Source organism: Mesorhizobium sp. WSM3860, assembly GCF_002294995.1.
GTDB lineage: Bacteria > Pseudomonadota > Alphaproteobacteria > Rhizobiales > Rhizobiaceae > Mesorhizobium.
Map to the genome: position 1 here is coordinate 90813 of NZ_NSGF01000002.1, position 25534 is coordinate 116346.

The 25534-nt window shown below is 65.0% G+C and carries 21 protein-coding genes; 9 read left to right on the forward strand and 12 right to left on the reverse strand.

Features of this window, described 5'->3' with window-relative positions:
* Positions 1–45 precede the first annotated feature (45 nt).
* Genes CK220_RS04365 through CK220_RS04375 form a run of 3 tightly spaced genes read left to right on the forward strand, consistent with a single transcriptional unit; the run spans position 46 to position 3135 of the window.
* Positions 46–1314: a Re/Si-specific NAD(P)(+) transhydrogenase subunit alpha gene (locus CK220_RS04365; protein WP_095810373.1), complete on the forward strand. Its 1269-nt coding sequence runs from the start codon at positions 46–48 to the stop codon at positions 1312–1314.
* Positions 1314–1736 carry a proton-translocating transhydrogenase family protein gene (locus tag CK220_RS04370; RefSeq protein WP_067003367.1) on the forward strand — a complete coding sequence of 141 codons (423 nt, stop codon included), beginning with the start codon at positions 1314–1316 and terminating at the stop codon, positions 1734–1736. Before CK220_RS04365 ends, CK220_RS04370 begins: the two co-directional genes overlap by 1 nt.
* Before the next feature lies 1 nt (position 1737).
* Positions 1738–3135, forward strand: coding sequence for an NAD(P)(+) transhydrogenase (Re/Si-specific) subunit beta (locus tag CK220_RS04375; protein ID WP_095810374.1), 1398 nt, complete (start codon positions 1738–1740; stop codon positions 3133–3135).
* A 76-nt stretch (positions 3136–3211) separates the two neighbouring features.
* On the opposite strand, the gene CK220_RS04380 is transcribed toward CK220_RS04375, so the two are convergent.
* The 3 genes from CK220_RS04380 to CK220_RS04390 form a co-directional block, all read right to left on the reverse strand.
* On the reverse strand, positions 3212–4129 hold the full coding sequence (locus CK220_RS04380; protein ID WP_095810375.1) for a hypothetical protein: 918 nt from the start codon (positions 4127–4129) through the stop codon (positions 3212–3214).
* A 219-nt stretch (positions 4130–4348) separates the two neighbouring features.
* Complete coding sequence (gene gyrB, locus CK220_RS04385) at positions 4349–6820, reverse strand: DNA topoisomerase (ATP-hydrolyzing) subunit B (RefSeq protein ID WP_095810376.1); 2472 nt, start codon at positions 6818–6820, stop codon at positions 4349–4351.
* Between the two features lie 247 nt (positions 6821–7067).
* Positions 7068–7649, reverse strand: coding sequence for an NADPH-dependent FMN reductase (locus tag CK220_RS04390; protein ID WP_095810377.1), 582 nt, complete (start codon positions 7647–7649; stop codon positions 7068–7070).
* Positions 7650–7830: 181 nt separating this feature from the next.
* Between CK220_RS04390 and CK220_RS04395 the strand changes: the two genes are divergently transcribed.
* Positions 7831–9201, forward strand: coding sequence for a cytochrome P450 (locus CK220_RS04395; protein ID WP_095810378.1), 1371 nt, complete (start codon positions 7831–7833; stop codon positions 9199–9201).
* A gap of 91 nt (positions 9202–9292) precedes the next feature.
* On the opposite strand, the gene CK220_RS04400 is transcribed toward CK220_RS04395, so the two are convergent.
* From CK220_RS04400 to CK220_RS04420, 5 genes are all read right to left on the reverse strand, one after another.
* Positions 9293–10276: a complex I NDUFA9 subunit family protein gene (locus tag CK220_RS04400; protein ID WP_095810379.1), complete on the reverse strand. Its 984-nt coding sequence runs from the start codon at positions 10274–10276 to the stop codon at positions 9293–9295.
* A gap of 159 nt (positions 10277–10435) precedes the next feature.
* Positions 10436–10888 carry a DoxX family protein gene (locus CK220_RS04405; RefSeq protein WP_095810715.1) on the reverse strand — a complete coding sequence of 151 codons (453 nt, stop codon included), beginning with the start codon at positions 10886–10888 and terminating at the stop codon, positions 10436–10438.
* A gap of 256 nt (positions 10889–11144) precedes the next feature.
* On the reverse strand, positions 11145–14771 hold the full coding sequence (locus CK220_RS04410) for an indolepyruvate ferredoxin oxidoreductase family protein (protein WP_280952706.1): 3627 nt from the start codon (positions 14769–14771) through the stop codon (positions 11145–11147).
* A 56-nt stretch (positions 14772–14827) separates the two neighbouring features.
* Positions 14828–15355 carry a hypothetical protein gene (locus tag CK220_RS04415; protein WP_095810381.1) on the reverse strand — a complete coding sequence of 176 codons (528 nt, stop codon included), beginning with the start codon at positions 15353–15355 and terminating at the stop codon, positions 14828–14830.
* Positions 15348–15956 (reverse strand): CGNR zinc finger domain-containing protein, encoded by a 609-nt coding sequence (locus CK220_RS04420; protein WP_095810382.1) that lies wholly within the window; start codon positions 15954–15956, stop codon positions 15348–15350. The genes CK220_RS04415 and CK220_RS04420 overlap by 8 nt, the downstream gene beginning before the upstream one ends.
* A gap of 94 nt (positions 15957–16050) precedes the next feature.
* Between CK220_RS04420 and CK220_RS04425 the strand changes: the two genes are divergently transcribed.
* The 4 genes from CK220_RS04425 to CK220_RS04440 all read left to right on the forward strand — a co-directional run bounded on the left by CK220_RS04425 (position 16051) and on the right by CK220_RS04440 (position 20638).
* Positions 16051–16956, forward strand: a complete 906-nt coding sequence (locus CK220_RS04425) for a branched-chain amino acid ABC transporter permease (protein WP_095810383.1) — start codon at positions 16051–16053, stop codon at positions 16954–16956.
* A gap of 242 nt (positions 16957–17198) precedes the next feature.
* Positions 17199–17804 (forward strand): TRAP transporter small permease subunit, encoded by a 606-nt coding sequence (locus CK220_RS04430; RefSeq protein WP_095810384.1) that lies wholly within the window; start codon positions 17199–17201, stop codon positions 17802–17804.
* Positions 17801–19597: a TRAP transporter large permease subunit gene (locus tag CK220_RS04435; protein ID WP_176478984.1), complete on the forward strand. Its 1797-nt coding sequence runs from the start codon at positions 17801–17803 to the stop codon at positions 19595–19597. The genes CK220_RS04430 and CK220_RS04435 overlap by 4 nt, the downstream gene beginning before the upstream one ends.
* Positions 19598–19609: 12 nt before the next feature.
* Positions 19610–20638 (forward strand): zinc-dependent alcohol dehydrogenase family protein, encoded by a 1029-nt coding sequence (locus tag CK220_RS04440; RefSeq protein WP_095810385.1) that lies wholly within the window; start codon positions 19610–19612, stop codon positions 20636–20638.
* Positions 20639–20857: 219 nt separating this feature from the next.
* On the opposite strand, the gene CK220_RS04445 is transcribed toward CK220_RS04440, so the two are convergent.
* On the reverse strand, positions 20858–21967 hold the full coding sequence (locus tag CK220_RS04445) for a TRAP transporter substrate-binding protein (protein WP_067003340.1): 1110 nt from the start codon (positions 21965–21967) through the stop codon (positions 20858–20860).
* 245 nt (positions 21968–22212) lie between these two features.
* Here CK220_RS04445 and CK220_RS04450 point away from each other — a divergent pair, with 245 nt between their 5' ends.
* Positions 22213–22986: a gamma-glutamyl-gamma-aminobutyrate hydrolase family protein gene (locus CK220_RS04450; RefSeq protein WP_095810717.1), complete on the forward strand. Its 774-nt coding sequence runs from the start codon at positions 22213–22215 to the stop codon at positions 22984–22986.
* 15 nt (positions 22987–23001) lie between these two features.
* Here CK220_RS04450 and CK220_RS04455 read toward each other — a convergent pair whose 3' ends face one another.
* From CK220_RS04455 to CK220_RS04465, 3 genes are all read right to left on the reverse strand, one after another.
* A complete protein-coding gene (locus CK220_RS04455) occupies positions 23002–23394 on the reverse strand; it encodes a hypothetical protein (protein WP_095810386.1) in 393 nt (130 codons plus the stop codon).
* A 133-nt stretch (positions 23395–23527) separates the two neighbouring features.
* The gene (locus tag CK220_RS04460) at positions 23528–24511 is read right to left on the reverse strand and encodes a 2-hydroxyacid dehydrogenase (protein ID WP_095810387.1); all 984 of its coding nucleotides are present in this window, start codon (positions 24509–24511) and stop codon (positions 23528–23530) included.
* Complete coding sequence (locus tag CK220_RS04465) at positions 24508–25530, reverse strand: LacI family DNA-binding transcriptional regulator (protein ID WP_067324144.1); 1023 nt, start codon at positions 25528–25530, stop codon at positions 24508–24510. The genes CK220_RS04460 and CK220_RS04465 overlap by 4 nt, the downstream gene beginning before the upstream one ends.
* Positions 25531–25534: the final 4 nt, after the last annotated feature.

The following is a 25534-nucleotide window of genomic DNA, read 5'->3' on the forward strand; positions in this document are numbered from 1 at the left end:
GGCCGACGCCTTGCGCAGCAAGGTTCCAGCCGAAAGGATCATCCGGTGGGGCAGACGGTATTCATCCCTCGTGAGCTTGATGCGAACGAGCCGCGAGTCGCGGCCTCGCCCGAGACGGTGAAACGGCTGGCGGGCCTGGGCTTCGAGGTGATCGTCGAGAAGGGAGCCGGCCTGGGCTCGCGCATCACCGATCAGGAATTTGCCGCGGCGGGTGCCGCGATCGGCAAGGCTGCCGACGCGTCGAACGCCGATGTGGTGCTGAAGGTGCGCCGGCCCACCGATGCCGAGCTCAAGGGCTACAAATCGGGCGCGGCCGTCATTGGCATCATGGATCCTTATGGCAACGATGCGGCGCTTGCCGCGATGGCCAGTGCCGGCGTCACCGCCTTCTCCATGGAATTCATGCCGCGCATCACGCGCGCCCAGTCGATGGATGTTCTGTCCTCGCAGGCCAATCTTGCCGGCTACCAGGCGGTGATCGATGCGGCGGCCGAATATGACCGCGCGCTGCCGATGATGATGACGGCAGCGGGCACGGTGCCGGCTGCAAAAACCTTTATCATGGGTGTCGGCGTCGCCGGCCTGCAGGCGATCGCCACCGCGCGCCGTCTCGGCGCCGTCGTCACCGCCACCGACGTGCGTCCGGCGGTGAAGGAGCAGGTGCAGTCGCTCGGCGCAAAGTTCCTGGCGGTCGAGGACGAGGAATTCAAGGCGGCCGAGACCGCCGGCGGCTATGCCAAGGAAATGTCGAAGGAGTATCAGGCCAAGCAGGCGGCACTGACCGCCGAGCACATCGCCAAGCAGGATATCGTCATCACCACGGCGCTGATTCCCGGTCGCCCGGCGCCGAAGCTTATTTCGGCCGCCATGGTCGCCTCGATGAAGCCGGGCTCGGTGATCGTTGACCTCGCCGTCGAGCGCGGCGGCAATGTCGAAGGCGCGATGCCCGGCAGGGTCGTGACGACGGAAAACGGCGTCAAGATCGTCGGTCATCTCAATGTGCCGGGCCGCGTCGCGGCGTCGGCCTCGCTGCTCTACGCCAAGAACCTCTACGCCTTCCTCGAGACGATGGTCGACAAGGCGACGAAGACCCTTGCGATCAAGCGCGATGACGAGCTGGTCAAGGCGACGATGCTGACCGACGCCGGCCAAGTCGTGCACCCCAATTTCGCCAAGGCCGCGGAGACGCCGCGCACCGAGCCGGCTGCGATCCCGGCCACGGTCCTGGTCGCGGATGCCGCCGACAAGAAACCGGCGCCCAGGAAGAGGGCCGCAGCCAAGTCACCCTCGCCTAAGCCAGAAGGGACCGCGTGATGGAACAGCTGCAGAAAGCCCTTGACCAGCTCGATCAGGCGACGGCGGCCGTACGCCTCGCGGTGCAGGATCTGGCCAACGCGCCCGCCGGCGCCGAGGCTGCCGGCAATGCGGCGCACGCGCTCTCGGGTGGCGCCATCGATCCCTTCGTCTTCCGCTTCGCCATATTCGTGCTGGCGATCTTCGTCGGCTATTATGTCGTCTGGTCGGTGACGCCGGCGCTGCACACGCCGCTGATGGCCGTCACCAACGCCATCTCCTCGGTCATCGTCGTCGGCGCGCTGCTCGCCGTCGGCATCGCGGCTTCCGGCCTTGCGGCGGGCTTCGGCTTCATCGCCCTGGTGCTGGTCTCGGTCAACATCTTCGGCGGCTTCCTCGTCACCCAGCGCATGCTCGCCATGTACAAGAAGAAGGAAAAGTGACGTGACCGTCAATCTCGCTTCCTTCCTCTATTTGGTCTCCGGCATCCTGTTCATCCTGGCGCTGCGCGGCCTTTCGCATCCGACCACCAGCCGCCAGGGCAATCTCTACGGCATGATCGGCATGGGCATTGCTCTTTGCACCACGCTGGCGCTGGCGCTGCCCTCGGCCGGCCGCTTCGGCCTGATCGTGCTGGGGCTCGCCATCGGCGGCGGCGTCGGCGCCTATGTGGCGCGCCGCATCGCCATGACCTCGATGCCGCAGCTGGTCGCCGCCTTCCACTCGCTCGTCGGTTTCGCCGCCGTGATGGTGGCGGCCGCCGCCATCTACGCGCCGGAAAGCTTTGGCATCGGGACGGCCGGCGACATCCATGCCCAGGCGCTGATCGAGATGAGCCTCGGCGTCGCCATCGGCGCCATTACCTTCACCGGTTCGGTCATCGCCTTCCTCAAGCTCGACGGCCGCATGTCCGGCAAGCCGATCATGATCGGCGGCCGCCACCTGATCAACATCGCGCTTGGCGTAGCCCTGGTGGTGCTGATCGTGCTGCTCGTCACCACCGAATCGAAGCTTATCTTCTGGCTGATCGTCGCCGCTTCGCTGGTGCTCGGCGTGCTCTTGATCATCCCGATCGGCGGCGCCGACATGCCGGTCGTGGTCTCGATGCTGAACTCCTATTCCGGCTGGGCTGCGGCGGCGCTTGGCTTCACGCTCGGCAATCTGGCGCTGATCATCACCGGTGCGCTGGTCGGCTCTTCCGGTGCGATCCTGTCCTACATCATGTGCAAGGGCATGAACCGCTCCTTCATCTCCGTCATTCTCGGCGGCTTCGGCGGCGAGACGGCGGCAGCGGCTGATGACGGCATCGAGCGCACGGTCAAGCAGGGCTCGGCCGACGACGCCGCATATCTGATGATGAACGCGCAGAAGGTCATCATCGTGCCCGGTTACGGCATGGCGGTCGCGCAGGCGCAGCATGCGCTGCGCGAGATGGCCGACAAGCTCAAGGCCAACGGCGTCGAGGTGAAATACGCCATCCATCCGGTTGCCGGCCGCATGCCCGGCCACATGAACGTGCTGCTCGCCGAGGCCAATGTCCCTTATGACGAGGTGTTCGAATTGGAGGACATCAACTCCGAGTTCGCGCAGGCCGACGTCGCCTATGTCATCGGCGCCAACGACGTCACCAACCCGTCCGCGCGAGATGACAAGAGCAGCCCGATCTACGGCATGCCGATCCTCGACGTCGACAAGGCTCGCACCTGCCTCTTCGTCAAGCGCTCGCTCGGCTCCGGCTATGCCGGCATCGACAACACGCTGTTCTACAAGGACGGAACCATGATGCTGCTCGGCGACGCCAAGAAGATGACCGAGGAAATCGTCAAGGCTTTTGATCACTGATCCGGCTCGCCGTCTCAAAGACGCAAAAGCCCGGCCGTCAGCCGGGCTTTCTCTTTCAACGACCAGACGGCTCAGTCTAGCCTTTGGATAGGAAAAGCGCCTCGTCTTCGTCGCGCTGCTTGCCGCCGAGAGCTGCGGCAGCGCTGGCGATGAAGGCGCCGATGACCAACGCCAAGGCGCCGATCAGGGCGAACGAGGCCGTTGCCTTCCTGGCGGTGTCTGCCGCCTGCTTGGCCTTGGTCTTGGCGTCCTCCACCTTTGCAATCACCGCATCGACACGGGCCTTGGCGTCGGCTTCCGACAGGCCTGTGCGGGCAGCCACAAGCTGCGCCAGATAGGTCTTGTCGTCGGCCGACACCTCACCGGAGGCGGCACTCGCGATCAGGATGCGAGACGCTTGCGCCGTGGTCGCCGCGTCGTTCTGCGGATTGGCGGCTGCAAGCTTGCTCACATCCGCCGGACGGAACAGCGTGTCGACGAAATACGATGTCGCATTGTCAACGGAGGCGCCGTTGGCGTTCGCAGACGCGCCTGCCGAGGCACCCATCGCGGCGCCCGACGCGACAGTGGATGCCGCCTGCACGCCCGTCCCCACTGCAGCCGACAGGGCCGAGCCGAGAACACCGGCGACAAGCAACGTGGCCAGCGCCCAGGCAAGGAAGCCGTGGGTGGTGTCGCGGAAATAGACCTCGTCAGTGTGGACGCCAACCCATTTGGTCCGCAACCGCCCGGCAAGATAACCGCCTAGACCCGCCGACAGCCATTGCACGACAATCAACCAGGCGCCGGTGGTAGCCGCGAAGGTGGTGACCGAAGGATTTGACGCGGACCAAGGCGAAACCATGGTCAGCCCGAGTCCGGATCCGAGCAAGGTCAGGATGAAAGTCAAAGCCGATGCTGCGAAAGCGCCAGCGATGATCGGCCCCCAACTGACTGCGGTGGCGGAGGATTCTAGCGTACCGGGAGCTTCGGTTGCCGATAGGGTGGGCTGCATCGAAGCCTCCTAGCGGGCAAAAAGCATGATGAGAATGATGATCGGAATCGGAACCCCGAGCAACCAGAGCAAGATACCGCGGCCCATCGAAACCTCCTGAAAGAAACTGTGATCGATCTGTCACAATGTTTCAGGAGACCTTCTGTTCCCGGTCAGCATCACCCCAATCGGCTACAGACGGCAGACGGACCGCAGGCTGAGAGGGCCAGTGGCACGGCGTCAAATATCCAGATTGGCCACTGACAGCGCATTGTCCTGGATAAACTCGCGCCGCGGCTCCACCTCGTCGCCCATTAGCCGCGAGAACAGGCTGTCGGCATCGGTGGCGTCCGCCACCTTGACCTGCAGCAGCGAGCGCACATTCGGATCCAGTGTGGTTTCCCAGAGCTGTTCGGCGTTCATCTCGCCAAGGCCCTTGTAGCGCTGCATGGTCAGTCCCTTGCGGCCAGCCGCGAACACCGCGTTGAGCAGCGCCAGCGGTCCGGAAAGGAGCTCGGAGGTCTCCTTGCGGCGCAGCGCCGGCTGCTCCCCATAGACTTCCGCCAGGCGCGGCGCATAGCGGTCGAGCTGGCGCGCATCGGCCGAATTGATCAGCCCGGCATCGAGCTGGACCGCGTCCTTGACGCCGCGCACGGTGCGCTCGAAGACATAGCCGCCCGACCCGTCATTGGAGGTCGACAGCCGTCCGGTCCAGCCGCGCTCGGTCTCCTCGGCGATCATGTCGAGCCGCCTGGCGACGTGTTCGGCCATGGCGGTGGCGCGGCCGAGATTGGCGAGCACGTCGGCGTTGAGCGCGCCGGCGAGCGCCGCCTGCTCGACGACACTGCGGTTGTAGCGCGTGTGCAGCCCGTTGATCAGGTGACGCACCGCAAGCGCGTCGTCGACGGCGCTGCGCAGATCCTGTCCGGTCCGCACCTCGCCGGAGGCGAGCGTCAGTGAAGCTTCTTCCAGCCCCGACTCGATCAGATATCTTTCATAGGCGCTTTCGTCCTTGAGATATTGCGAGCTCTTGCCCCGCGTGACTTTGTAGAGCGGCGGCTGGGCGATGTAGAGATGGCCGCGCTCGATCAGCTCCGGCATCTGTCGGAAGAAAAAGGTGAGCAGCAGCGTACGGATATGGGCGCCGTCGACGTCGGCGTCCGTCATCAGAATGATCTTGTGGTAGCGCAGCTTGTCGGCGTTGAACTCGTCCTTCCCGATCGAGGTGCCGAGCGCGGTGATCAGCGTGCCGATCATGTCGGAGCTGAGCATACGGTCGAAGCGCGCGCGCTCGACATTCAGGATCTTGCCGCGCAGCGGCAGAATCGCCTGGTTCTGGCGCGAGCGCCCGCCCTTGGCCGAGCCGCCGGCCGAGTCGCCCTCGACGATGAAGATTTCCGATTTCGCCGGATCGCGCTCCTGGCAGTCGGCAAGCTTGCCGGGCAGCGAGGTGACGCCCAGCGTGCTCTTGCGGGTGATGTCGCGCGCCTTGCGCGCGGCTTCGCGCGCGGCGGCCGCCTGGATCACCTTCTCCACCACCACCTTGCCTTCGGTTGGGTGCTCTTCCAGCCAGGTGCCCAGCGCCTCGTTGACCAGGCTTTCCACCACCGGCCGAACTTCGGAGGAGACCAACTTGTCCTTGGTCTGCGAGGAGAATTTCGGATCCGGAACCTTGACCGAGAGAACGGCGGTCAGGCCTTCGCGGCAGTCGTCGCCGGTGAGCGAAACCTTCTCCTTCTTGGTCTGGCCGGAAGACTCGCCATAGCCGGTGATCTGCCTGGTCAGCGCGGCGCGGAAGCCGGCCAGATGAGTGCCGCCGTCGCGCTGCGGAATGTTGTTGGTGAAGGCCAGCACGTTCTCGTGGTAGCTGTCGTTCCACCACATCGCCACCTCGACGGTGATGCCGTCCCGCTCGGCGCGAATGGCGATCGGCTTCTCGATCAGCGGCTTCTTCACCCGGTCGAGATACTTGACGAATTCCTCGAGCCCACCGTCATAATGCAGCTCGTGGCGCACGAGATCGGCGTGCCGCGCGTCGGTCAGCACGATGCGCACGCCGGAATTGAGGAAGGCGAGCTCGCGCAGCCGGTGCTCGAGCGTGTTGTAGTCGAACTCGACCATGGTGAAGGTTTCGGCCGACGGGAAGAAGGTGATCTCGCTGCCGCTGCGTCCCTCATAGGTCCCCGGTCGCTTGTCCTGCTCGTAGGTGCCGGTGACCTTCAACGGCGCGTCGGCATTGCCGTGGGTGAAGCACATCTCGAAGATATCGCCGTTGCGGCGGATCTTCAGCTTGAGCCATGCCGAAAGCGCGTTGACCACAGAGACGCCGACGCCGTGCAGGCCGCCCGAAACCTTGTAGGAGTTCTGGTCGAATTTGCCGCCGGCATGCAGCTGGGTCATGATCACTTCGGCCGCCGAGACGCCCTCGCTGGGATGGATATCGGTCGGAATCCCGCGGCCATTGTCGATGACGGTCACCGAGCCGTCGGGGTTGAGCGTCACCGAGACGAGATCGGCATGCCCGGCCAGCGCCTCGTCGATGGCGTTGTCCACCACCTCATAGACCATGTGATGCAGTCCCGAGCCGTCGTCGGTGTCGCCAATATACATGCCAGGCCGCTTGCGGACAGCATCCAATCCCTTCAAAACCTTGATAGAATCGGCACCATACTCGGCTTCCACGCCAATGGCGCTTTCGGTCTGATCGCTCATAAATACCTGTCTGATTGATGTCGCTGATCCGGCGCGGAAAAATGGTCCCGAATCGCGCCGTTTTGATGTCCTAGATATAGGCGCAAATGGCCGTTTTTCCAAGGTTTGCAGGCATTTTGCCGGCTTGGCGAGCGGCGTTTCGCCACCGGGGCGCAATGCACCGGGAAGTGCGGGGCGGACAGCGGGACTATGCAACTGCGAATGCAGCGCCCGAGCGCGGCCTGCAGCAGTCACATCGGGACGTCTGCTATTCCGCCGGAAGGCCGGCGCGCAGCGCCTTCAGCGCCTCGCTCCAGCGGAACAACTCGTCCAGCATGGTCTTTGCGCCGCCCAGCGCCTGCTCGCTCGGATGATACGCGCCCTCCTTGTCGAGCAGCGTCCTGTAGGAAGGCAGCGCCACGCCTTCCGGGATCGGCATGACGCCGACGGACGTCAGCAGCGGCTTCAGCGCCTGTGCCGCGCGCAGGCCGCCGGACACCCCGCCATAGCTGAAGATGGCGGCGGGCTTGTAGCGCCACTCCTTGAGCAGATAGTCGACGGCGTTAACAATTGCCGGAGCAGCGAAGTGATTGTATTCCGGCGCCACGAAGACGAAGGCGTCGGCGGCGTCGATCGCCTTCGACCAGGCCTTGGTGCGGTCGTTCTCGTATTTGCGCAGGCGCGGATGATGCGGCTCGTCCAGCAGCGGCAGCTTGAAGGCGGCAATGTCGGCGAGCACCGGCTCGAGCTTGCCGTGCTCGCGCGCGAAGCCCTCCAGCCACTCGGCGAAGATCGGTCCGGCGCGTCCCGGCCGCGTGCTGCCGATGATGATGCTCAACTGGTGCTTCACGGGTGGCTCCTTGATTGACGGTATCCATTGGCGACTAAAGGAACCGGTCACCGTCAACAAGCAGCCATCGAGCCGCGCCGTTCACATTCAAGCGAGCGGGGTCTGTTGGCGGATTTGCAGTTCGGTCACATGGACGCCCGCTTTGCCGCGCATTACATTTGCGCTCGCAGCGGAGCATCCGATGGACACAAAGCCCGCCCCCTTCGTGCCGCCCGCGCCGAAGCCGCGCACCCAGCCGCCCTCGACGCTGGAGATGATACGCATCGTCTACCGCAACCCGCTCGAGCTGTGGGGCGAGCACACCTACAACGAGCCCTGGATCTCGGTGACCGGTATCGGCGGGCCGCTGGTCATCGCCAACGATCCCGGCCTCATCCGCCACGTGCTGATCGACAACGCCAGGAACTACAAGATGGCGACGGTGCGCCAGCTGATCCTGCGCCCGATCCTGCGCGACGGCTTGCTCACCGCCGAGGGCGAGGTGTGGAAACGCTCGCGCAAGGCGATGGCGCCGGTGTTCACGCCGCGCCACATCTTCGGTTTCGCCGAGCCGATGCTGAAGTGCACTCTGGACTTCGCCGCCCGCTACGAGGTCGGCGGCACGACTGACGTCGCCCGTGACATGACGATGCTCACCTATGACATCCTCGCCGAGACGCTGTTTTCCGGCGAGATCGCCGGCGAGCCCGGCAGCTTCGCCAAGGAGATTGACCGCCTGTTCGAGACCATGGGCCGGGTCGATCCGCTCGACCTGTTGCGCGCGCCGGAATGGCTGCCGCGGCTGACCCGCATCCGCGGCCGCAAGACCATGGCCTATTTCCGCAACATCGTTGCCAACACGGTGAAGATGCGCGAGGAGCGGCTGAAGCACGATCCCGACGGCGTGCCGCAGGATTTCTTGACGCTGCTCCTGAAAGCCGAGGGGCCGGACGGCCTGACCCGCGCGGAAGTCGAGGACAACATCATCACCTTCATCGGCGCCGGGCACGAGACCACGGCGCGGGCGCTCGGCTGGACGATCTACTGTCTCGCCGAAGCGCCCTGGGAGCGCGACAGGGTCGAGCAGGAGATCGATGCGGTGCTGGCCGAAGAGCCCGATCCGACAAAGTGGCTGGACGCCATGCCGCTCACCCGCGCCGCCTTCGAGGAAGCGCTGAGGCTTTATCCGCCGGCGCCCTCGATCAACCGCGAGCCGATCGAGCCGGAGACCTGGAACGGCCTCTATATCCCGAGATACGCCGCCGTGCTGGTGATGCCCTGGGTGGTTCACCGCCATCGCAAGCTATGGGACAGGCCGGACGCCTTCATGCCGGAGCGATTTCATCCGGAAAACCGCGACCGGATCGACCGCTTCCAGTACCTGCCTTTCGGCGCCGGCCCGCGCGTCTGCATCGGCGCCAGCTTCGCCATGCAGGAGGCGATCATCGCTTTAGCCATCCTGTTGTCACGCTTCCGCTTCGACGTTACGGCCGAAACCCGGCCCTGGCCGGTGCAGAAGCTGACCACGCAGCCGCAGGGCGGCCTGCCGATGCAGGTTTCCCGCCGCGCCTGATCAGAGCAATTCCAGGAAAAGTGTGAAGCGGTTTTCCGTCCGGAATTGCGTCGGAAAAAACAGGTAGAGCGATTAACCGCTCTAACCTCTTCTACCGGTCGGCGATCGGCCGGCGCTGCTGGAACTGGCCGGCGGCGCGGAAGCGCCAGAGATAGCTCGGCAGGATCGTGGCGATCGCCTGCGGCTGGATGCCGAGGCCGTTGATCGTTCTGTTCGCCTTGGCGGCGGCTTCCGAAACGATGTTGTGCTCGCGCAGCTGCAGCACCTGGTCCTTGGTCAGCAACGGATTGGGCAACAGCTGCAGGATCGAGGCCTGGATATTGGCCACCCACCACGGCACCGGCACCAGGAGGCGTCTGCGGTCGATGATCGCGAGCAGCTCCTGCATGCATTCCTTGAAGGTCAGCACCTGCGGGCCGCCGAGCTCATAGATCTGGCCCCGCGCGACGTTACCGTCGACCGAGCGTGCTACCGCTTCGGCGACATCGCCGACATAGATCGGCTGGAATTTCGTCTGCCCGCCGCCGATCAGCGGCAGCACGGGCGAGAAGCGCGCCATGTTGGCGAAGCGGTTGAAGAAGGCGTCCTCCGGTCCGAAATTGATCGACGGCCGCAAGACGACGGCGTCGGGGACGGTCTCGAACACTGATTTCTCGCCGAGAGCCTTGGTGCGGGCATAGCCTGACGGCGAGTTCAGGTCGGCGCCAAGCGCCGAGATATGGGTCAGGCCGGCGCCGACCGAGCGCGCGGCCTCGGCGACGGCGCGCGCGCCGAACTCGTGCACGGAGCCGAATTTCTGCCGGCCGCTCTCATGCAGTATGGCGACGAGGTTGACGACGTGATCGGCGCCCTGCACGGCGCGGTCGACCGACCAGCGCACGCGCACATTGGCCTGCACCGGCTGGATCTGGCCGACATTGCCGAGCGGCTGCACATGGCCGGCAAGGTCGGGCCGCCGGCAGGCGACCCGGATGCGATAGCCGCGCTTGGCGAGCGCGCGAACGACATGACGGCCGACGAATCCCGAGCCGCCGAACACGACGACGAGCTTGGGGGTCTGCAGGATTTCGGTCATGGCTGGCTCCGCGCGCAAAAGCTTGGCTGAGCCGCTTCTTAATCCGTTTCGCGTCAAAGGCAAAGGGCGACCGGAGGTCGCCGCTGCCTTGCTTTTGAGCAAGTCCAGGAAAACTGTGGAGCGGTTTTCCGTTCGGAATTGCCTCAAGATAAAAGCTGCTCAGAACGCCTTGCCGATACGCGCGTCGACCGAATGCCGGTTGCCGCCTCGGATGACGAAGAAGGCGAGGATTGCCGCCCAGAGCAGCGACTTTTCCGCCCCCGAAAAGCCCTGGCCCATGGTCACCCAGTGGAACCACACCGTGACCAGAAGCACGATCAGGCCGGCGAAAGCGGCCGGGCGGGTGACGAGGCCGATGGCAATGAAAACGCCGCCGAAGAATTCGGTGCAGGCGAGCAGCGGCGACCAGAAGACGCCAGGATAGAAGCCCAGACCTTCGACCATTTCCGTGGCGCCGAACGGATTGACGATCTTCTGCGAGCCATGGATGGCGAGGAAGACCCCGGCGACGGCGCGCAGCAGCGTTTCGGCCGCATTGTTCAGCCTCGCATAGAGTCCGCCTAGGGCCGGAACGAAAAGCCTTGTTCTGGACGTGTCGGTGCTGGCGAGCATGCGGTCTCCTTTTGCTGATTCGACGGACGCGATGGCGTCCACTCCGTCAAATAGGATAAACCTGACGAATTTCCGCATGTTTTATTGCCGCAGTGAAGAAACAGAAAACCCCGCCGAAGCGGGGTTTTCCGGGCAGTGCGCGCGCCGAAACAAGGTCCAACGAGGCGGCCTGACCTGAGACGATATCAAGGCGGCGTGAAGCAAGCACGCCCGCCCCGGCCCTGGACGAAAACTGCGGGCAATTGGTCTGGCGCAGTCACTCGGCAGCGCTGAGAACCGGCATCGGGGCGGCTTGGGTCAGCCGGTGCAGCATCCTGGAGCGCTCCTCCGCAGCCTTTGCGGCGCTGGCTTGCCGGACATGGCCATAGCCGCGGATGAGCGCCGGCACGGAGGCCAGAGCAGCGGCGGCCTCGATCCTGCCCGGCGCAAGTGCTGCGGCGATCAGATCGAGATCGGCCTCGTACTGCGCAAGCAGCTGCCGCTCGGCGCGTCGTTCGGCGGTATGGCCGAACAGGTCGAACGCGGTGCCGCGCAGACCTTTCATGGCAGCAAGCAGCCGAAATGCCGTCATCATCCACGGGCCGAAACTCGATTTCCTCGGCTTGCCGTCATTGCCGCGCCGCCCGAGGATCGGCGGCGCGAGGTGGAATTCCAGCTTTTCGTAGCTCTGGAACTGCCTTGCGAGATCGGTGGCGAAGCTGCCGTCGGTATAAAGCCGGGCCACCTCATACTCGTCCTTGACCGCCATCAGCTTGAACAGGTTTTTCGCGGCCGCCTCGGTGACGGCCGTCGAGCCGGGAACCGCCCTCGCCTCGGCGGCGCGCAGCGCCGCGACCCTGTTGGCATAGCGCTTGCCATAGGCGGCGTTCTGGTAGGCGGTGAGGAAAGCCACGCGCCGGGCGACGATGTCGTCGAGCGTTTCGGCGGGTGCCGATGTTGGCTTGCCGGTACGACCGACCAGGCCGCGCACGAAATCCGGCTGGTGCGCGGCGCGACGGCCCCAGCGGAACGCGGCGATGTTCATCCCCACCGCTTCGCCGTTCAATCCTATCGCTTTTTCAACGGCTTCGGCCGACAGCGGCAGCCCGCCATGCTGGAAGGCGAAGCCGAGCATGAACATGTTGGCGCCGAGCGAACTGCCGAACAGCGCGGTCGCCGTGCGGGTGGCATCGAAGAAATGGGCCTTGTCGTCGCCGGCGGCGGCACGGATCGCCTTCTTCAACCGCTCGACCGGCAGCGAAAAATCGGCGGAACGGGTGAATTCGCCGGGCATGATTTCGGCGGTGTTGGCGAGGAACATGGTATGGCCCTCGCGCACCGCGGCGAGGACCTTTTTGGCGCCGGAGACGACGAGATCGCAGCCGAGCACGAGATCGGCCTTGCCGGCGGAAACGCGGATGGCGTGGATGTCCTCGGGCGTCGGGGCAATGCGCACATGGGTGAAGACAGAGCCCCCCTTCTGGGCAAGGCCGGCCATGTCGATCATGCCGCAGCCCTTGCCCTCGATATGGGCAGCCATGCCGAGCACCGCGCCGATGGTGACGACGCCGGTGCCGCCGACGCCATCGATGATCGCCGCCCAGCCGTGAGCGCCGAGCGGAAATTCGGTGGGTGCCGGCACGCCTTCGAGCGGATCGCTCTTGCCGGCAATGCCTTCGGCCTTCCTGATCTTGCCGCCATGCACCGTCACGAAAGACGGGCAGAAGCCGTTGAGGCAAGAAAAATCCTTGTTGCAACTCGACTGGTCGATCCGGCGCTTGCGGCCGAATTCGGTCTCGACCGGCTGGATCGAGACGCAGTTCGACTGCACGCCGCAATCGCCGCAACCCTCGCAGACCAGCTCGTTGATGAAGACGCGCTTGTCGGGATCGGGGAAGGTGCCGCGCTTGCGGCGCCGGCGTTTTTCCGCGGCGCAGGTCTGGTCATAGAGAAGCACCGAGACGCCCTTCACCTCGCGCAGCTCGCGCTGGACGAGGTCGAGGTCGTCGCGGTGATGGATTGTGGCGCCGGGCGGGAAATCGGCCTTGCCGGCATATTTGGCCGGCTCGTCGGTGACGACGGCGATGCGCTCGACGCCCTCGGCGCGCACCTGTCTGGCGATCATATCGACGGTGAGGCCGCCTTCGTGCGGCTGACCGCCGGTCATGGCGACCGCGTCGTTGTAGAGGATCTTGTAGGTGATGTTGGCGCCGGAAGACAGCGCGAAGCGGATCGCCAGCGCGCCGGAGTGGTTGTAGGTGCCGTCGCCGAGATTCTGGAAGATATGGCCGCGCTTGGAGAACGGCGCCTGGCCGACCCATTGCGCGCCCTCGCCGCCCATGGCGGTGAAGCCGACTGTGTTCCGGTCCATCCACAGCGCCATGAAGTGGCAGCCGATGCCGGCGGCGGCAAGCGAGCCCTCCGGCACCTTAGTCGAGGAATTGTGCGGGCAGCCCGAGCAGAAGAACGGCGTGCGCGAACCGATGTCGACGGTATCGGCGAGCATCGCCTGGAACTGGCGCAGCTTCGCCACCCGCGCCGCGATCTCCTCCGAGGGGCCGATGGTGCGCAGGATACGCTCGCCGAGCGCGATCGCGATCTCGTTCGGGTCGAGCGCGCCCTTGGCCGGAAACAGCCAGTCGCCGCGCTCGTCCCGCTTGCCGACGATGGCCGGCTGGATGGCGGAGCCGTAGAGGTTTTCTCGCAGCTGCACCTCGATCAGCGAGCGCTTCTCCTCGACGACGACGATGGTGTCGAGGCCGCGGGCGAAATCGGCGATATGCTGATAATCGAGCGGCCAGGGGCAGCCGACCTTGAACAGGCGGATGCCGATGCGATTGGCGGCATTTTCGTCGATGCCGATATCCTCCAGCGCCTGGCGGACGTCGAGATAGCTCTTGCCTATGGTGATGATGCCGAGCTTCGGATTGCGGCCGCCCGAATAGACGATCCGATCGAGCCCATTGGCCTGGATGAAGGCGGAAGCGACGGCACGCTTATGCTCATGCAGGCGCTCCTCCTGGCCGAGCATGTCGATCTCGTGGCGGATGTTGAGACCGCCGGGCGGCATGTCGAAATCAGGAATGACGATGTTCAGCCGCTCGATCGAAGCGTCGACCGAAGCGGTCGATTCGATGTTGTCCTTGACGCATTTGATCGCCGCCCAGGTGCCGGCAAAACGCGACATGGCGAAGCCCAAGAGACCGTAGTCGATGATCTCCTGGACGCCGGCGGGGTTGAGGATCGGCACCATGGTGTCGACGAACAGGAATTCGGTGGCGTGTGCGTTGGTCGAGGATTCGGCCATGTGGTCGTCACCCATCAGGGCGAGAACGCCGCCATTTCTCGACGAGCCGGCGAGATTGGCGTGGCGGAAAACGTCGCCGGAGCGGTCGACGCCCGGCCCCTTGCCGTACCAGACGGCAAAGACGCCGTCATGGGTACCTTCGCCGAGCAGCTCGGTCTGCTGCGCGCCCCAGCAGGCGGTGGCGGCGAGCTCTTCGTTGAGGCCCGGCTGAAAGACGATGTCAGATTGGGCAAGCTGCCGCTTAGCCTTCCACAGCTGCATGTCGAGGCCGCCGAGCGGCGAGCCGCGATAGCCGGAGACGAAGCCTGCGGTGTTGAGGCCGGCGCGGCGGTCGCGCTCGCGCTGCATCAGAAGCATGCGCACGACAGCCTGCGCCCCGGACAGGAAAACGCGCTCCTTGCCAAGGTCGAACTTGTCGTCGAGCGCGACGTCATGCAGCGTCATCAGGCATGTCCTCTGCGGAGGCGCGCCGCAGATCGGCCGGCCAACGTCGGAGTGGGAGGCCGCAGTCTTTCTTCCCTTGCGGGAGAGGTCAAACAAAATCGAAGGGGCCAGAGCGGACGCAACAAACGGTCCCGCTGGAAGCGGCCGCCGCATTCAATATCACGCTAAAGGCTTCGCAGCGCACGAAAATTTCGACCAGTCAGCGGGCCTCACGCCGCCTTCGAGCAATCCGGCTTGGGCGCATCGGGCAGCTTGCCGTCGGGATGGCCGGCGAGGTCCGGGTTGAGCTCGTATTTCGGCCCGATCACCAGCGGCCGGTCCGGCAGCATGGTCTGGTCCGCCGACGAGGTCATCGTCGTCTCGAGGCTTTGAAGCAACGTGCCGCTCGAATCCTCGATGCGGATCGTGACGGAATAGGGCTTGTCCTTGACCACGCAGGTAAGCGGCGGGCTGGTCAAGGTGATATGCGGAAGCTTCGGCCAGATCTTCTGGTTGACGATGAGCGGGTCGCCGCCGGCCGGATTCTGGAAATTCACCACGGCAACCTGCCCCTCGCCCATCGGCCGCAGCGGTCTCAGCGTGATGACATAGGTGGCGATGCCAAGCCGGTAGTTGAATTCGAACAGCTTGCCGGAAATGGCGAAGAGCTGCTCCTTGCCGGTGTCGCGGCAGGCGCCGAGCGCCGTCGCGGCAATCAGGGCCGCGCCGAGAGCGATCGAACGGAGTTTTCTAGGCATTGGTGACCTCCCTGGCCGCCGTGCGGCGGCGATAATAGCGGTTCGCTTTCTGGCGGTTGCCGCAGACGGCCATGTCGCACCAGAGGCGGCTTGAGTTGCGGCTGCGGTCGACGAAGAGCCAGCTGCAGTTCGGACAGATCCTGAGCCTCGCGACGGTGTCGTCGCGCAACAGCGAAAGCGCCGAGACGGCCAAAGCCGCCTCGAAGGCGATCGGCGTCGCCGGATCGCCAAAGGGCCTGCCCGGCGCGCCGATCTCGGTGCTGCTGCCGGAGAGGCCGTCGGCGCAGGCGGTCAGGAAATCCGGCAGATGGCCGGCGACGATCGCGCCTTTCGCGGCGGCATGGCGGAACAGGCGGTCGGTCGCTTCGCGGATCGACAGCACGACCGCGGCGATGCCGCCCGGTTCAGGCGCCTCCAGCCGCCGGCCGCCAAGCTCGGCGGCGCGAAAGCCGCTCGCCGCCTCGGCGAAGCGGGCGATCTCGGCCGGATCATCGAAACGGTCGAAGGTCTTTTCCGGGTCGTTGCGCAGGACGACCGTGTTCGCCGTGTCGAGCGCGAGGATGCCGCCGGTGAAGCGGTGCGGGGTCCAGGATACCGTCATGCCAGAAATCTAACCGATAAAACGTGTTTGACAAGTTAGATTCCGGGTGCAACGCTCCAAACGGGGTCAAGTCGCACGGCTCCGGGGATGCTCCATGCTTTATTTCTATCAGCAGGTGCTGAACGGGCTGCATTCGGGCGCGCTCTATGCGCTGCTCGCCTTCGGCTATGTGCTGACCAACGGCATCCTGCACCGGACCAACCTTGCCTATGGCGCGCTGTTTGCCTTTTGCGGTCACACCATGATCCTGACCGCCGCCTTCGGCTATCAGGCGCTGTGGCTGACGCTGTTCGCCTCGGTCGCGCTCGGCATCGTCGCCGCCCTGCTCTATGCGGTGCTGATCAGCCAGGTGCTGTCGCGCAGCGTGTTCGAGAGGCTGGCGGACCGGTCGCCCAATGCCATCGTGGTGACGACGCTCGGCATCTTGCTGTTCCTGTCTGAAGCTAGCCGCATCGCCGCCGACACCCATGATCTCTGGCTGCCGCCGATGCTCGCGCAGCCCGTGACCTTCGCGCAGGGTGCCGGCTTCAAGGTGACGCTGACCGTCATCCAGCTCTTGGATTGCGCCGGGGTGATAGCGATGGTGGCGCTGGCCGCCTGGCTGTTTTCCCATTCGCGCTTCGGACGCGCCTGGCGGGCCGTGTCCGACGACCCGAAGGCGGCGGCGATGTGCGGCATCGACGTCACCGCCGTGTTCCGCCACGCAGTGCTCTATGGCGGCTTCTGCGCGGCTTTTGCCGGCATGCTCGCCGGCCTCTATTACGGCAACATCAGCTTCGGCACGGGCCTCGTCTACGGCCTCAAGATCTTGTTCGTCACGGCGGTCGGCGGCTACATGTCGCCGCTTAGGGCTGCTCTCGGCGCCGCGGCCTTCGGCATGGCCGAATCGCTGTGGGCCGGTTATTTCCCGATCGAATGGCGCGACGGCTGGATATACCTCTTCCTCGTCGCCATGCTGGTGCTGATCGGCGCCGGCCGCGACCAGGCCAAGGTCGCCTGAGCCTCATCAGACTTTGGTTGCATGTCGCGCCGTGAGGTGACCGGTTTTTACCGTTGCTCGCCGCCTGGGCCGCCGGCACGTGCTTTGCCATGTTGACCAACCGGACCACGCACTGCATACCGTTGGGCCAAGCGGCGCGACACGGGAGGCGGGATCGGGCGCGGCGCCAGTACTTTGAGTTACGCATCGTGCTTTCCGAGATCGAACGCGATTTCGGGCCGATGCTGCGAGGGAGGAAATGCATGGCAGGGCTGCTCGCTCTATCCAGGACGATCGACCGCATCAACGAGTTCATCGGCCGCTGGGTCTCATGGCTGATCCTGCTTGCGATCCTGGTGAGCGCCGGCAACGCCGTCATCCGCAAGGTGTTCGACATCTCGTCGAACGCCTGGCTCGAACTGCAGTGGTATCTGTTCGGGGCCGCCTTCATGCTGGCGGCGGCCTACACGCTGAAGCAGAACGACCATATCCGCATCGACATCGTCTACGGCATGTTCCCCCGCCGGGCGCAGCACTGGATCGACCTCCTCGGCCATCTCCTCTTCCTGATGCCGTTCGTGGTGCTGATGGTGATCTATTTCGTGCCTTACGTGTCGCTGTCCTTCCGCAGCGGCGAGATGTCGACCAATGCCGGCGGGCTGATCGTCTGGCCGGCAAAGGCCATCCTACTCGTCGGCTTCTTCCTGCTGGCCATCCAGGGCGTCTCCGAGATCATCAAGAAGATCGCCATCATGCGCGGCGACATGGAGGATCCCACTCCCTATGTGTCGGCCCACGACCAAGCCAAGCTCGAGGCCGAAGCGCTTGCCGAAGAAGCCAAGGCGCTGTCCGGCGAGGTGCGCTCATGATCGAGTTCATCGCGCAGAACATGGCTCCGATCATGTTCGCCTCGCTGATCATCTTCCTTTTGATCGGCTACCCCGTCGCCTTCTCGCTCGCCGCGAACGGCCTTTTGTTCTTCTTCATCGGCGTGCTCTTGTCGCCCTATTCCGGCGGCTCGATCAACCTCGCCTGGCCGCTGCTGCATGCGCTGCCGGATAATTTCTACGGCACCAGGGTGATGTCGAACGACACGCTGCTGGCCATTCCCTTCTTCACCTTCATGGGCATTGTGCTGGAGCGATCCGGCATGGCCGAGGACCTGCTCGACACGGTCGGGCAGCTGTTCGGCCCGATTCGCGGCGGGCTTGCCTATGCGGTGATCTTCGTCGGCGCGCTGCTTGCCGCGACGACCGGCGTGGTGGCGGCCTCCGTCATCGCCATGGGCCTGATCTCGCTGCCGATCATGCTGCGCTATGGTTACGACCGGCGCCTCGCCTCGGGCGTGATCGCGGCTTCCGGCACGCTGGCGCAGATCATCCCGCCCTCGCTGGTGCTGATCGTGCTGGCCGACCAGCTCGGACGCTCGGTGGGCGACATGTACGCGGGCGCGCTGATCCCCGGCCTCGTGCTGACCGGCATCTACATGCTCTACATCCTGATCATGTCGATTGTCCGGCCGAACGCGATGCCGGCATTGCCGCTCGAGGCCCGCACGCTCGGCCATGGCGTGATTTCGCTGATCGTGGCGCTGCTGGTGGCCGGCGCGATTTCCTATGCCGCCTATCGCTACCTCGCCCCGACGCATGGCGACAATGCGGACATCCTCGGCGCCAGCGTCGGCGTGATCGTCATCTACATCGTGGCGATCGCCGACCAGCGCCTCCACATCAACATGATGTCCAAGCTGGCACAGCAGGTGGTGATCGTGCTGATCCCGCCGCTGGCGCTGATCTTCCTGGTGCTGGGCACCATCTTCCTCGGCATCGCCACCCCGACCGAGGGCGGCGCCATGGGCGCCGTCGGCGCGCTGATCATGGCGGGCTTCAAGGGGCGGCTGACTATGGATGTCATCAAGCAGGCGCTGGCCTCGACGACGCGGCTCTCCTCCTTCGTGCTGTTCATCCTGATCGGCGCGCGCGTCTTCTCGCTCACCTTTTACGGCGTCAACGGCCATATCTGGGTCGAGCATCTCTTGACCTCGCTGCCGGGCGGCGAGACCGGCTTCCTGATCGGCGTCAACATACTGGTTTTCGTGCTCGCCTTCTTCCTCGACTTCTTCGAGCTCGCCTTCATCATCGTGCCGCTGCTGGCGCCCGCCGCCGACAAGCTCGGCATCGACCTGATCTGGTTCGGCGTGCTGCTTGGCGTGAACATGCAGACCAGCTTCATGCATCCGCCCTTCGGCTTCGCGCTGTTCTACCTGCGCTCGGTCGCGGCGCGCGTACCCTATCTCGACCGCATAACCGGCAAGCAGATAGCACCCGTCACCACCGGCCAGATCTATTGGGGCGCGGTGCCGTTCGTCTGCATCCAGGTGATCATGATCGGGCTTACCATCGCCTTCCCGCAAATGGTGATGCGCTACAAGGGCGCCGCCGTCGAGCCGAGCACCATCGACATCAAGCTGCCGGACATGCCGGGACTTGCGCCGCTCGGCACGCCGCCGGCCGACAATGGCGCGGCGCCCGCCAATGGCGGCTCGGCGCCCGCCGCGCCTGGCACCCCGGATTTGTCACAGCCGCCGAATTTCGGCGATACGGCCCCGGCCAAGCCGGCGGCGCCAGCGCCCGATCTTTCCAAGCCGCCGAGTTTCAACTGAGGTGACACCGTCATGAGAGCCGTACGGCTGGAAGCAATCGGCAGCATCGCGCTTCGTGAGGTCGACAAACCTGCGCCGGGGCCGGAGGATGTTCTGGTGCGGATCGAAGCCTGCGGCGTCTGCGGCACGGACCGCCACCTGTTCCATGGCGAGTTCCCGTGCACGCCGCCGGTCACGCTCGGCCACGAATTCTGCGGCATCGTCGAGGCGGTCGGCGACGCGGTGTCCGGCATTGCGGTCGGGGACCGGGTCACGGGCGACCCCAACATCGCCTGCGGGCGCTGCAGCCAGTGCCGAGCTGGCCGCGTCAATTTGTGCAGCAATCTCAGGGCCATCGGCATCCACCGGGACGGTGGCTTCGCCGACTATGTCGTGATGCCGCAAGGCCAGGCGTTCCTCCTGCCGGCCGACCTCAAGCCGACGCATGGCGCCTTCTGCGAGCCGCTGGCCTGCTGCCTTCACGGCGTCGACCTCGCGGGAATCAGGCCCGGCGCCTCGGTGGTGGTGCTCGGCGGCGGCGTCATCGGCCTGCTCACGGTGCAATTGGCGAAGCTTGCGGGTGCCGCGACCATCATCCTGTCGACCAGGCAGGCCTCGCGCCGGGCGCTGGCGGAGGAACTCGGCGCGACGGCAACGGTCGATCCCAGTGCCGTCGATCCCATCGAGGCCATAGCCGGAAAGACCGGCCTAGTGCCGGGCGGCGTCGACGTAGTGCTGGAATGCGCGGGCGTCCCGGACACCGTCGAACAGTCGATGCGGCTGGCCAAGTCCGGCGGTACGGTGGTGATCGTCGGCGTGATGCCTCAAGGACAGAAGGTGGCCTTCGAGCCGTTCGACGTCCTGTTCCGGGAGCTGAAGGTTCTTGGTTCCTTCATCAACCCGTTCACGCATCGCCGCGCCGCGGACCTTGTCGCGTCGGGCGCGATCGAGATCGACAAGCTGATTTCCAGGCAGGTGCCCTTCGAAGAGGCGCCGCGCGTGATCTCGAACCCAGCCGCCCCCGGCGAGGTTAAGGTGCTGGTCGTGCCGGGCCGGGCCTGAAGTCTTGCAATGTTGGCGATTGGCGAAACCGGCGGTGACGGCGCCCCTCTCCCCGTCATTATACGGGGAGGATGCCGGCAGGCAGGTGAGGGGCAGCGCCCACGTCGGATGGGTAAGGCCTAGGCGGGCGAACTAATTGCCGCGGCCGGCGCCGCCCCTCATCCCCCTGCCGGGACCTTCTCCCCGTATAAGTGACGGGGAGAGGGGGCTAATCACCGGCTACAGCTTGCCGTTACGCTGCTGCACCATCATGAAGGTGTCGTAATTGTATTCGGCGACCTGGGCCCAGAGATAGTGCTCCTTGCGGAAGCCCTTGATGGATTCCCAGATCTTCTTGAACGGCGCGTTGTTGGCCTCCATTTCGGCATAGACTTCGTTGGCCTTTTCGAAGCAGGCGGCCATGATCTCCTGGCTGAAGGGGGCCAGCTTGGCGCCGCTGGCGACCAGCCGCTTCACCGCCGCCGGATTGAGGTAGTCGTATTTCTGCAGCATGTTGGCATCGGCGGCCTGCGCGGCCGTGTGCACCAGCGACTTGTAGGCAGGCGACAATTCCTCGTATTTGGCCTTGTTGAACATCAGATGCACGGTCGGACCGCCCTCCCACCAGCCGGGATAGTAGTAATAGGGCGCGACCTTGTAGAAGCCGAGCTTCTCGTCGTCATATGGGCCGACCCATTCGGCGGCGTCGATCGTGCCCTTTTCCAGCGCCGGGTAGATGTCGCCGCCGGCGATCTGCTGCGGCACGACGCCGAGCTTCTGCACCACCTTGCCGGCGAAGCCGCCGATGCGCATCTTGAGGCCGGAAAGATCGGCGACTGTGTTGATCTGCTTGCGGAACCAGCCGCCCATCTGCACGCCGGTGTTGCCGCCCGGCAGGCCGAACAGGCCTTGCGTTGCCAGGAATTCGTTGAACAGGTCAATGCCGCCGCCATGGTAATGCCAGGCATTCATGCCGCGGGCGTTGAGCGAGAACGGCACCGCGGCACCCAGCGCCCAGGTTGGGTCCTTGCCCCAATAGTAATACGCCACCGTGTGGCAGGCCTCGACGGTGCCCGCGGCGGTGGCGTCGGCCGCCTGCAGGCCGGGAACGAGTTCGCCCGAGGCGAAGACCTGGACCTGGAAATTGCCGTCGGTCGCTTCCGACAGCATTTTTGAGAACACTTCCGCACCGCCATAGATCGTGTCGAGCGATTTCGGGAAGGACGATGCCAGCCGCCAGGTCACTTTCGGATTGGACTGGGCTATGGCCGGCGTGGCAAGCGCGGCGGCCGCTGCCGCGACACCGACGCCGGATGCACCGGCCTTACGGATGAACGAACGACGATCCATGCAGTTTCCTCCCGTTTAGGACCAACAGACCGATATTCGGACATCCTCGGTGCCCTGATCGGCTGCGCGAAACAATACACGGGCAAGATGTCGAGTCCAGCATCGCGGGCAACGTGCAACTATAGTCTAACGCCCACCGCCCTGGCCCATTGGGAGATCCGAAACTTGCCATGGCAAAGTGCCGGCGGATCGCCTATTTTGTAGGCAGAATAATTCGTTAGCCCTCGATGGAACCCGTATCCAAAATGCAGCAGCCGCTCGTTGCCGTCTCAACCGATGTTCGCCAGTTCGACAACTACACATGGCATGCCGCGCCCCAGCAATATATCGAGGCGGCGATTGTCGGCGCCGGCGTGTTCCCGCTCTTGGTGCCGTCCTTCGGCGACCGGCTCGATTTCGACGAGCTGCTGTCCTCGGTCGACGGCGTCATGGTCACGGGATCGAAATCCAATGTGCATCCCTCGCTCTATGGCGGCGATCCCAGTGAGGCCAACGGCCCCTACGATCCGGCGCGCGACTCCACCACGCTGCCGCTGATCCGCAAGGCGATCGAGCGCGGCGTGCCGCTTCTCGCCATCTGCCGCGGCATCCAGGAGCTCAACGTGGCGCTGGGCGGGACGCTCGGCACCGAGATCCAGGAGCGAGAGGGCTCGCTCGATCACCGCGCGCCGGTGAGCGACAATCAAGACGAGCGCTTCGGCATCCACCAAACGATTTCGATCAAGCCCGGAACCTGCCTCGCCGGCGTGTTCGGCGCCGGCGACATCAAGGTCAACTCGCTGCATCGCCAGGCGATCGACCGGCTCGGATCGAAACTGCAGGTCGAGGCTTTGGCGACCGACGGCACGGTCGAGGCCGTCTCGGTCAGGGATGCCCGCGCCTTCGCCGTCGGTGTCCAGTGGCACCCGGAATATTGGGTGAAGTCGGACAGCAACTCGGCAAAGATCTTCCGCGCCTTCGGCGATGCCGTGCGCCTGCATGCGGCGGCGAAGGCCGGAGCGCGGGCGGCGGCGGAGTAGCCGAACCCGAGCAGCTCAGTCGCTGGTCGTCGCGTTCAGCGCCAAAAGCGGGGTGGCCGGCGCGTAGGATTCGTAGCCGTCGCCGTCGGCAATGCTGAAAGTGACGACCAGATCGATGCCGTTCTCACTGAATGCGACCGTACCGTCGGCCTGCTCGCGCCAGAATTTCACACGCTCGATGCCGGGCATCAGCTTGCTGCAGTTCGGGGCAATTGTCAGCAACGAGAGGCCGTCCGAGACCTCGGCGCCGCGCTTGACTGCGCAGGCCGCTTCGTCGCCATTGGCTGTCAGCCGATAGCTGCTGGAGGGGCCGGCTTGCTCGACCGCGCCTTGGCCGTTGCCGTCGTGCAGGGACTGAACGCCCCCGTATAAGGCGACTGACGCAACCAATCCGGCCAACAGCTTCACTCCGCCTCTCCACGTCCTGGCTTGCGGTGCCATGCTGTTCTCCAAACCACGCGCCGGCTCGGACCAACATGCATAACGAATTATGCAGAAGGATGGTTAAGCAGGCGTTAATAAATGTGGCAGGCCTACCGCGTCAGGCGCGTGGCTTGACGTTGATCGTCTCCGGCACCGGGGTCAGCGGCCGGCGCTCGCCGAACCAGGAGATGAGATTGTCGACGCACAGATCCGCCATGGCCCGGCGGGTGTGGTCGGACGCAGATCCGATATGCGGCAGAAGGGAGGTGTTGGGCGCATCGAGCAGCGCCTTGGGCACATTCGGTTCGTCGGCAAAAACATCGAGCCCGGCGGCAGCGATGGTGCCATTGGAGAGCGCTGCAGCCAGAGCCGCCTCATCCACCGTGCTGCCGCGGCCGATATTGACGAAGACGCCGTCCGGACCGAGCGCCGACAGGACCCCGGCGTTGATGGCTTTCTCCGTCGCGGCCCCGCCCGGCGCGATGCAAATCAGCGTATCCACCGCTTCGGCCAGGCCCTTCAGCGTCGCATGGTATTGGTAGGACAGGCCATCGACCTTGCGGCGGTTGTGATAGGCGATCGGCAGGCCGAAGGCCTCGAGGCGACGGGCGACGGCAAGGCCGATACGGCCCATGCCGAAGACGCCGACACGGCGGCCGCGCAAGGTGAGCCGGCTCAGGCGATAGTCGCCCTTCTTCACCCAGTCGCCGTCGCGAAGCCATTTCTCGGCGGCGTACATTTCGCGCACCGTGTTGATCAACAGCCCGATGGTGGTGTCGGCAACCTCCTCGGTCAGCACATCGGGCGTGTTGGTGACCATAACGCCGCGGGTGGCCGCGTGACGAGCGTCGACGGAGTCATAGCCGACGCCGAAATTGGCGATGATTTCGAGATTGGGCAGCGCGTCGATCATGGCCGCGCTGATGCCGCCGAAGGAGGCGATGCCGCGCACGCTCTCGCGCATTTCGCCGCTGACGAGCGACGGATCGGCGCGCTCGATCCGCACGCGCTTGAACGCCTTGTCGATCCTGCCGATAGCGTGGTCGTTGAAATGGCCCGGCACCAGGATGGCGACCGGCGACTTCGCTTCTGTCTTTGTCATTGACGCTCCACCGGCTTGCCGGTGGACTGGCGCACGTGCAGCTCCGGCTTGATCAATTCCTGCGACGGCCGCACGGCCTGCCCGTTCAGCTTGTCGAGCAGCGCGCTCGCGGCGCGGCGGCCGACCTCGCGCTGGCCATTCCAGACCGTGGTCAATGCCGGCGTCGCTATCGCAGCCTCCTCCAGGTCGTCGTAACCAGTGACGGAGATATCGACGCCAGGCACCAGCCCGGCGCGCGCGATGCCATTCATCAGCCCGATGGCAACCAGATCATTCCAGCAGCAGGCGGCGGTCGGCTTGTCCTTCAGCGCCAAAAACTGTCCTGCAGCCTCGAAACCGGCCTGCTTGGTGCGCGGTCCAGGAATGCGCCAGGACGGCTTCACCTCCAACCCGGCCGCCTCCATGGCGTTGACATAGCCCTGGTAGCGGTCGCGGCCGGTGGAGGTCTGGTCCGTGCCGCCAATCATGGCGATGCGTTTGTGACCGAGCGAGATGAGATGGTTGGTCGCGAGCGCCGTGCCGTAGGCATCATCGCCGCGGAAGACCGGCACATCGGCGCCGGTGACGGTGCGCGCGATCAGCACCGCCGGGAGGCCGTTTTCCTCGGCCATGATGATGTCCTCGGCCGGCGTGCCTATGGCCGGCGACATGATGACGCCGTCGGCGCCGAGTTGCAGCAGCGTGTCGATGAAGGTGCGCTGCTTCTCCAGCTGGTCATAATGATTGGACAGGATGAAGGTCTGGCGGCTGCGGTCGAGCTCGCTTTCGATCGAGCGCAGGATCTCGGCGAAGAACGGATTCATGATGTCATGCACGACGACGCCGACAATGCCCGAGCGCGAGGTGCGCAGCGAGGCCGCGCGACGGTTATAGATATAGCCGATGGCGCGCGCGTGCTCCTTGATGCGCTCGCGCGTAGAGCCCGCCACCAGCGGGCTGTCGCGCAGCGCCAGCGACACCGTTGCCGTGGACACGCCGAGCGCATCCGCGATCGTCGAAAGCTTGATCTTCTGTGCCAGCCTT

Coding starts and splice junctions, on each gene's coding strand:
- CK220_RS04370 (WP_067003367.1), top strand. CDS start 1,314: ATGGAACAGCTGCAGAAAGCCCTTGACCAGCTCGATCAGGCGACGGCG.
- CK220_RS04380 (WP_095810375.1), bottom strand. CDS start 4,129: ATGCAGCCCACCCTATCGGCAACCGAAGCTCCCGGTACGCTAGAATCC.
- gyrB (WP_095810376.1), bottom strand. CDS start 6,820: ATGAGCGATCAGACCGAAAGCGCCATTGGCGTGGAAGCCGAGTATGGT.
- CK220_RS04395 (WP_095810378.1), top strand. CDS start 7,831: ATGGACACAAAGCCCGCCCCCTTCGTGCCGCCCGCGCCGAAGCCGCGC.
- CK220_RS04400 (WP_095810379.1), bottom strand. CDS start 10,276: ATGACCGAAATCCTGCAGACCCCCAAGCTCGTCGTCGTGTTCGGCGGC.
- CK220_RS04405 (WP_095810715.1), bottom strand. CDS start 10,888: ATGCTCGCCAGCACCGACACGTCCAGAACAAGGCTTTTCGTTCCGGCC.
- CK220_RS04410 (WP_280952706.1), bottom strand. CDS start 14,771: ATGCGGCGGCCGCTTCCAGCGGGACCGTTTGTTGCGTCCGCTCTGGCC.
- CK220_RS04415 (WP_095810381.1), bottom strand. CDS start 15,355: ATGCCTAGAAAACTCCGTTCGATCGCTCTCGGCGCGGCCCTGATTGCC.
- CK220_RS04420 (WP_095810382.1), bottom strand. CDS start 15,956: ATGACGGTATCCTGGACCCCGCACCGCTTCACCGGCGGCATCCTCGCG.
- CK220_RS04425 (WP_095810383.1), top strand. CDS start 16,051: ATGCTTTATTTCTATCAGCAGGTGCTGAACGGGCTGCATTCGGGCGCG.
- CK220_RS04430 (WP_095810384.1), top strand. CDS start 17,199: ATGGCAGGGCTGCTCGCTCTATCCAGGACGATCGACCGCATCAACGAG.
- CK220_RS04435 (WP_176478984.1), top strand. CDS start 17,801: ATGATCGAGTTCATCGCGCAGAACATGGCTCCGATCATGTTCGCCTCG.
- CK220_RS04440 (WP_095810385.1), top strand. CDS start 19,610: ATGAGAGCCGTACGGCTGGAAGCAATCGGCAGCATCGCGCTTCGTGAG.
- CK220_RS04445 (WP_067003340.1), bottom strand. CDS start 21,967: ATGGATCGTCGTTCGTTCATCCGTAAGGCCGGTGCATCCGGCGTCGGT.
- CK220_RS04450 (WP_095810717.1), top strand. CDS start 22,213: ATGCAGCAGCCGCTCGTTGCCGTCTCAACCGATGTTCGCCAGTTCGAC.
- CK220_RS04460 (WP_095810387.1), bottom strand. CDS start 24,511: ATGACAAAGACAGAAGCGAAGTCGCCGGTCGCCATCCTGGTGCCGGGC.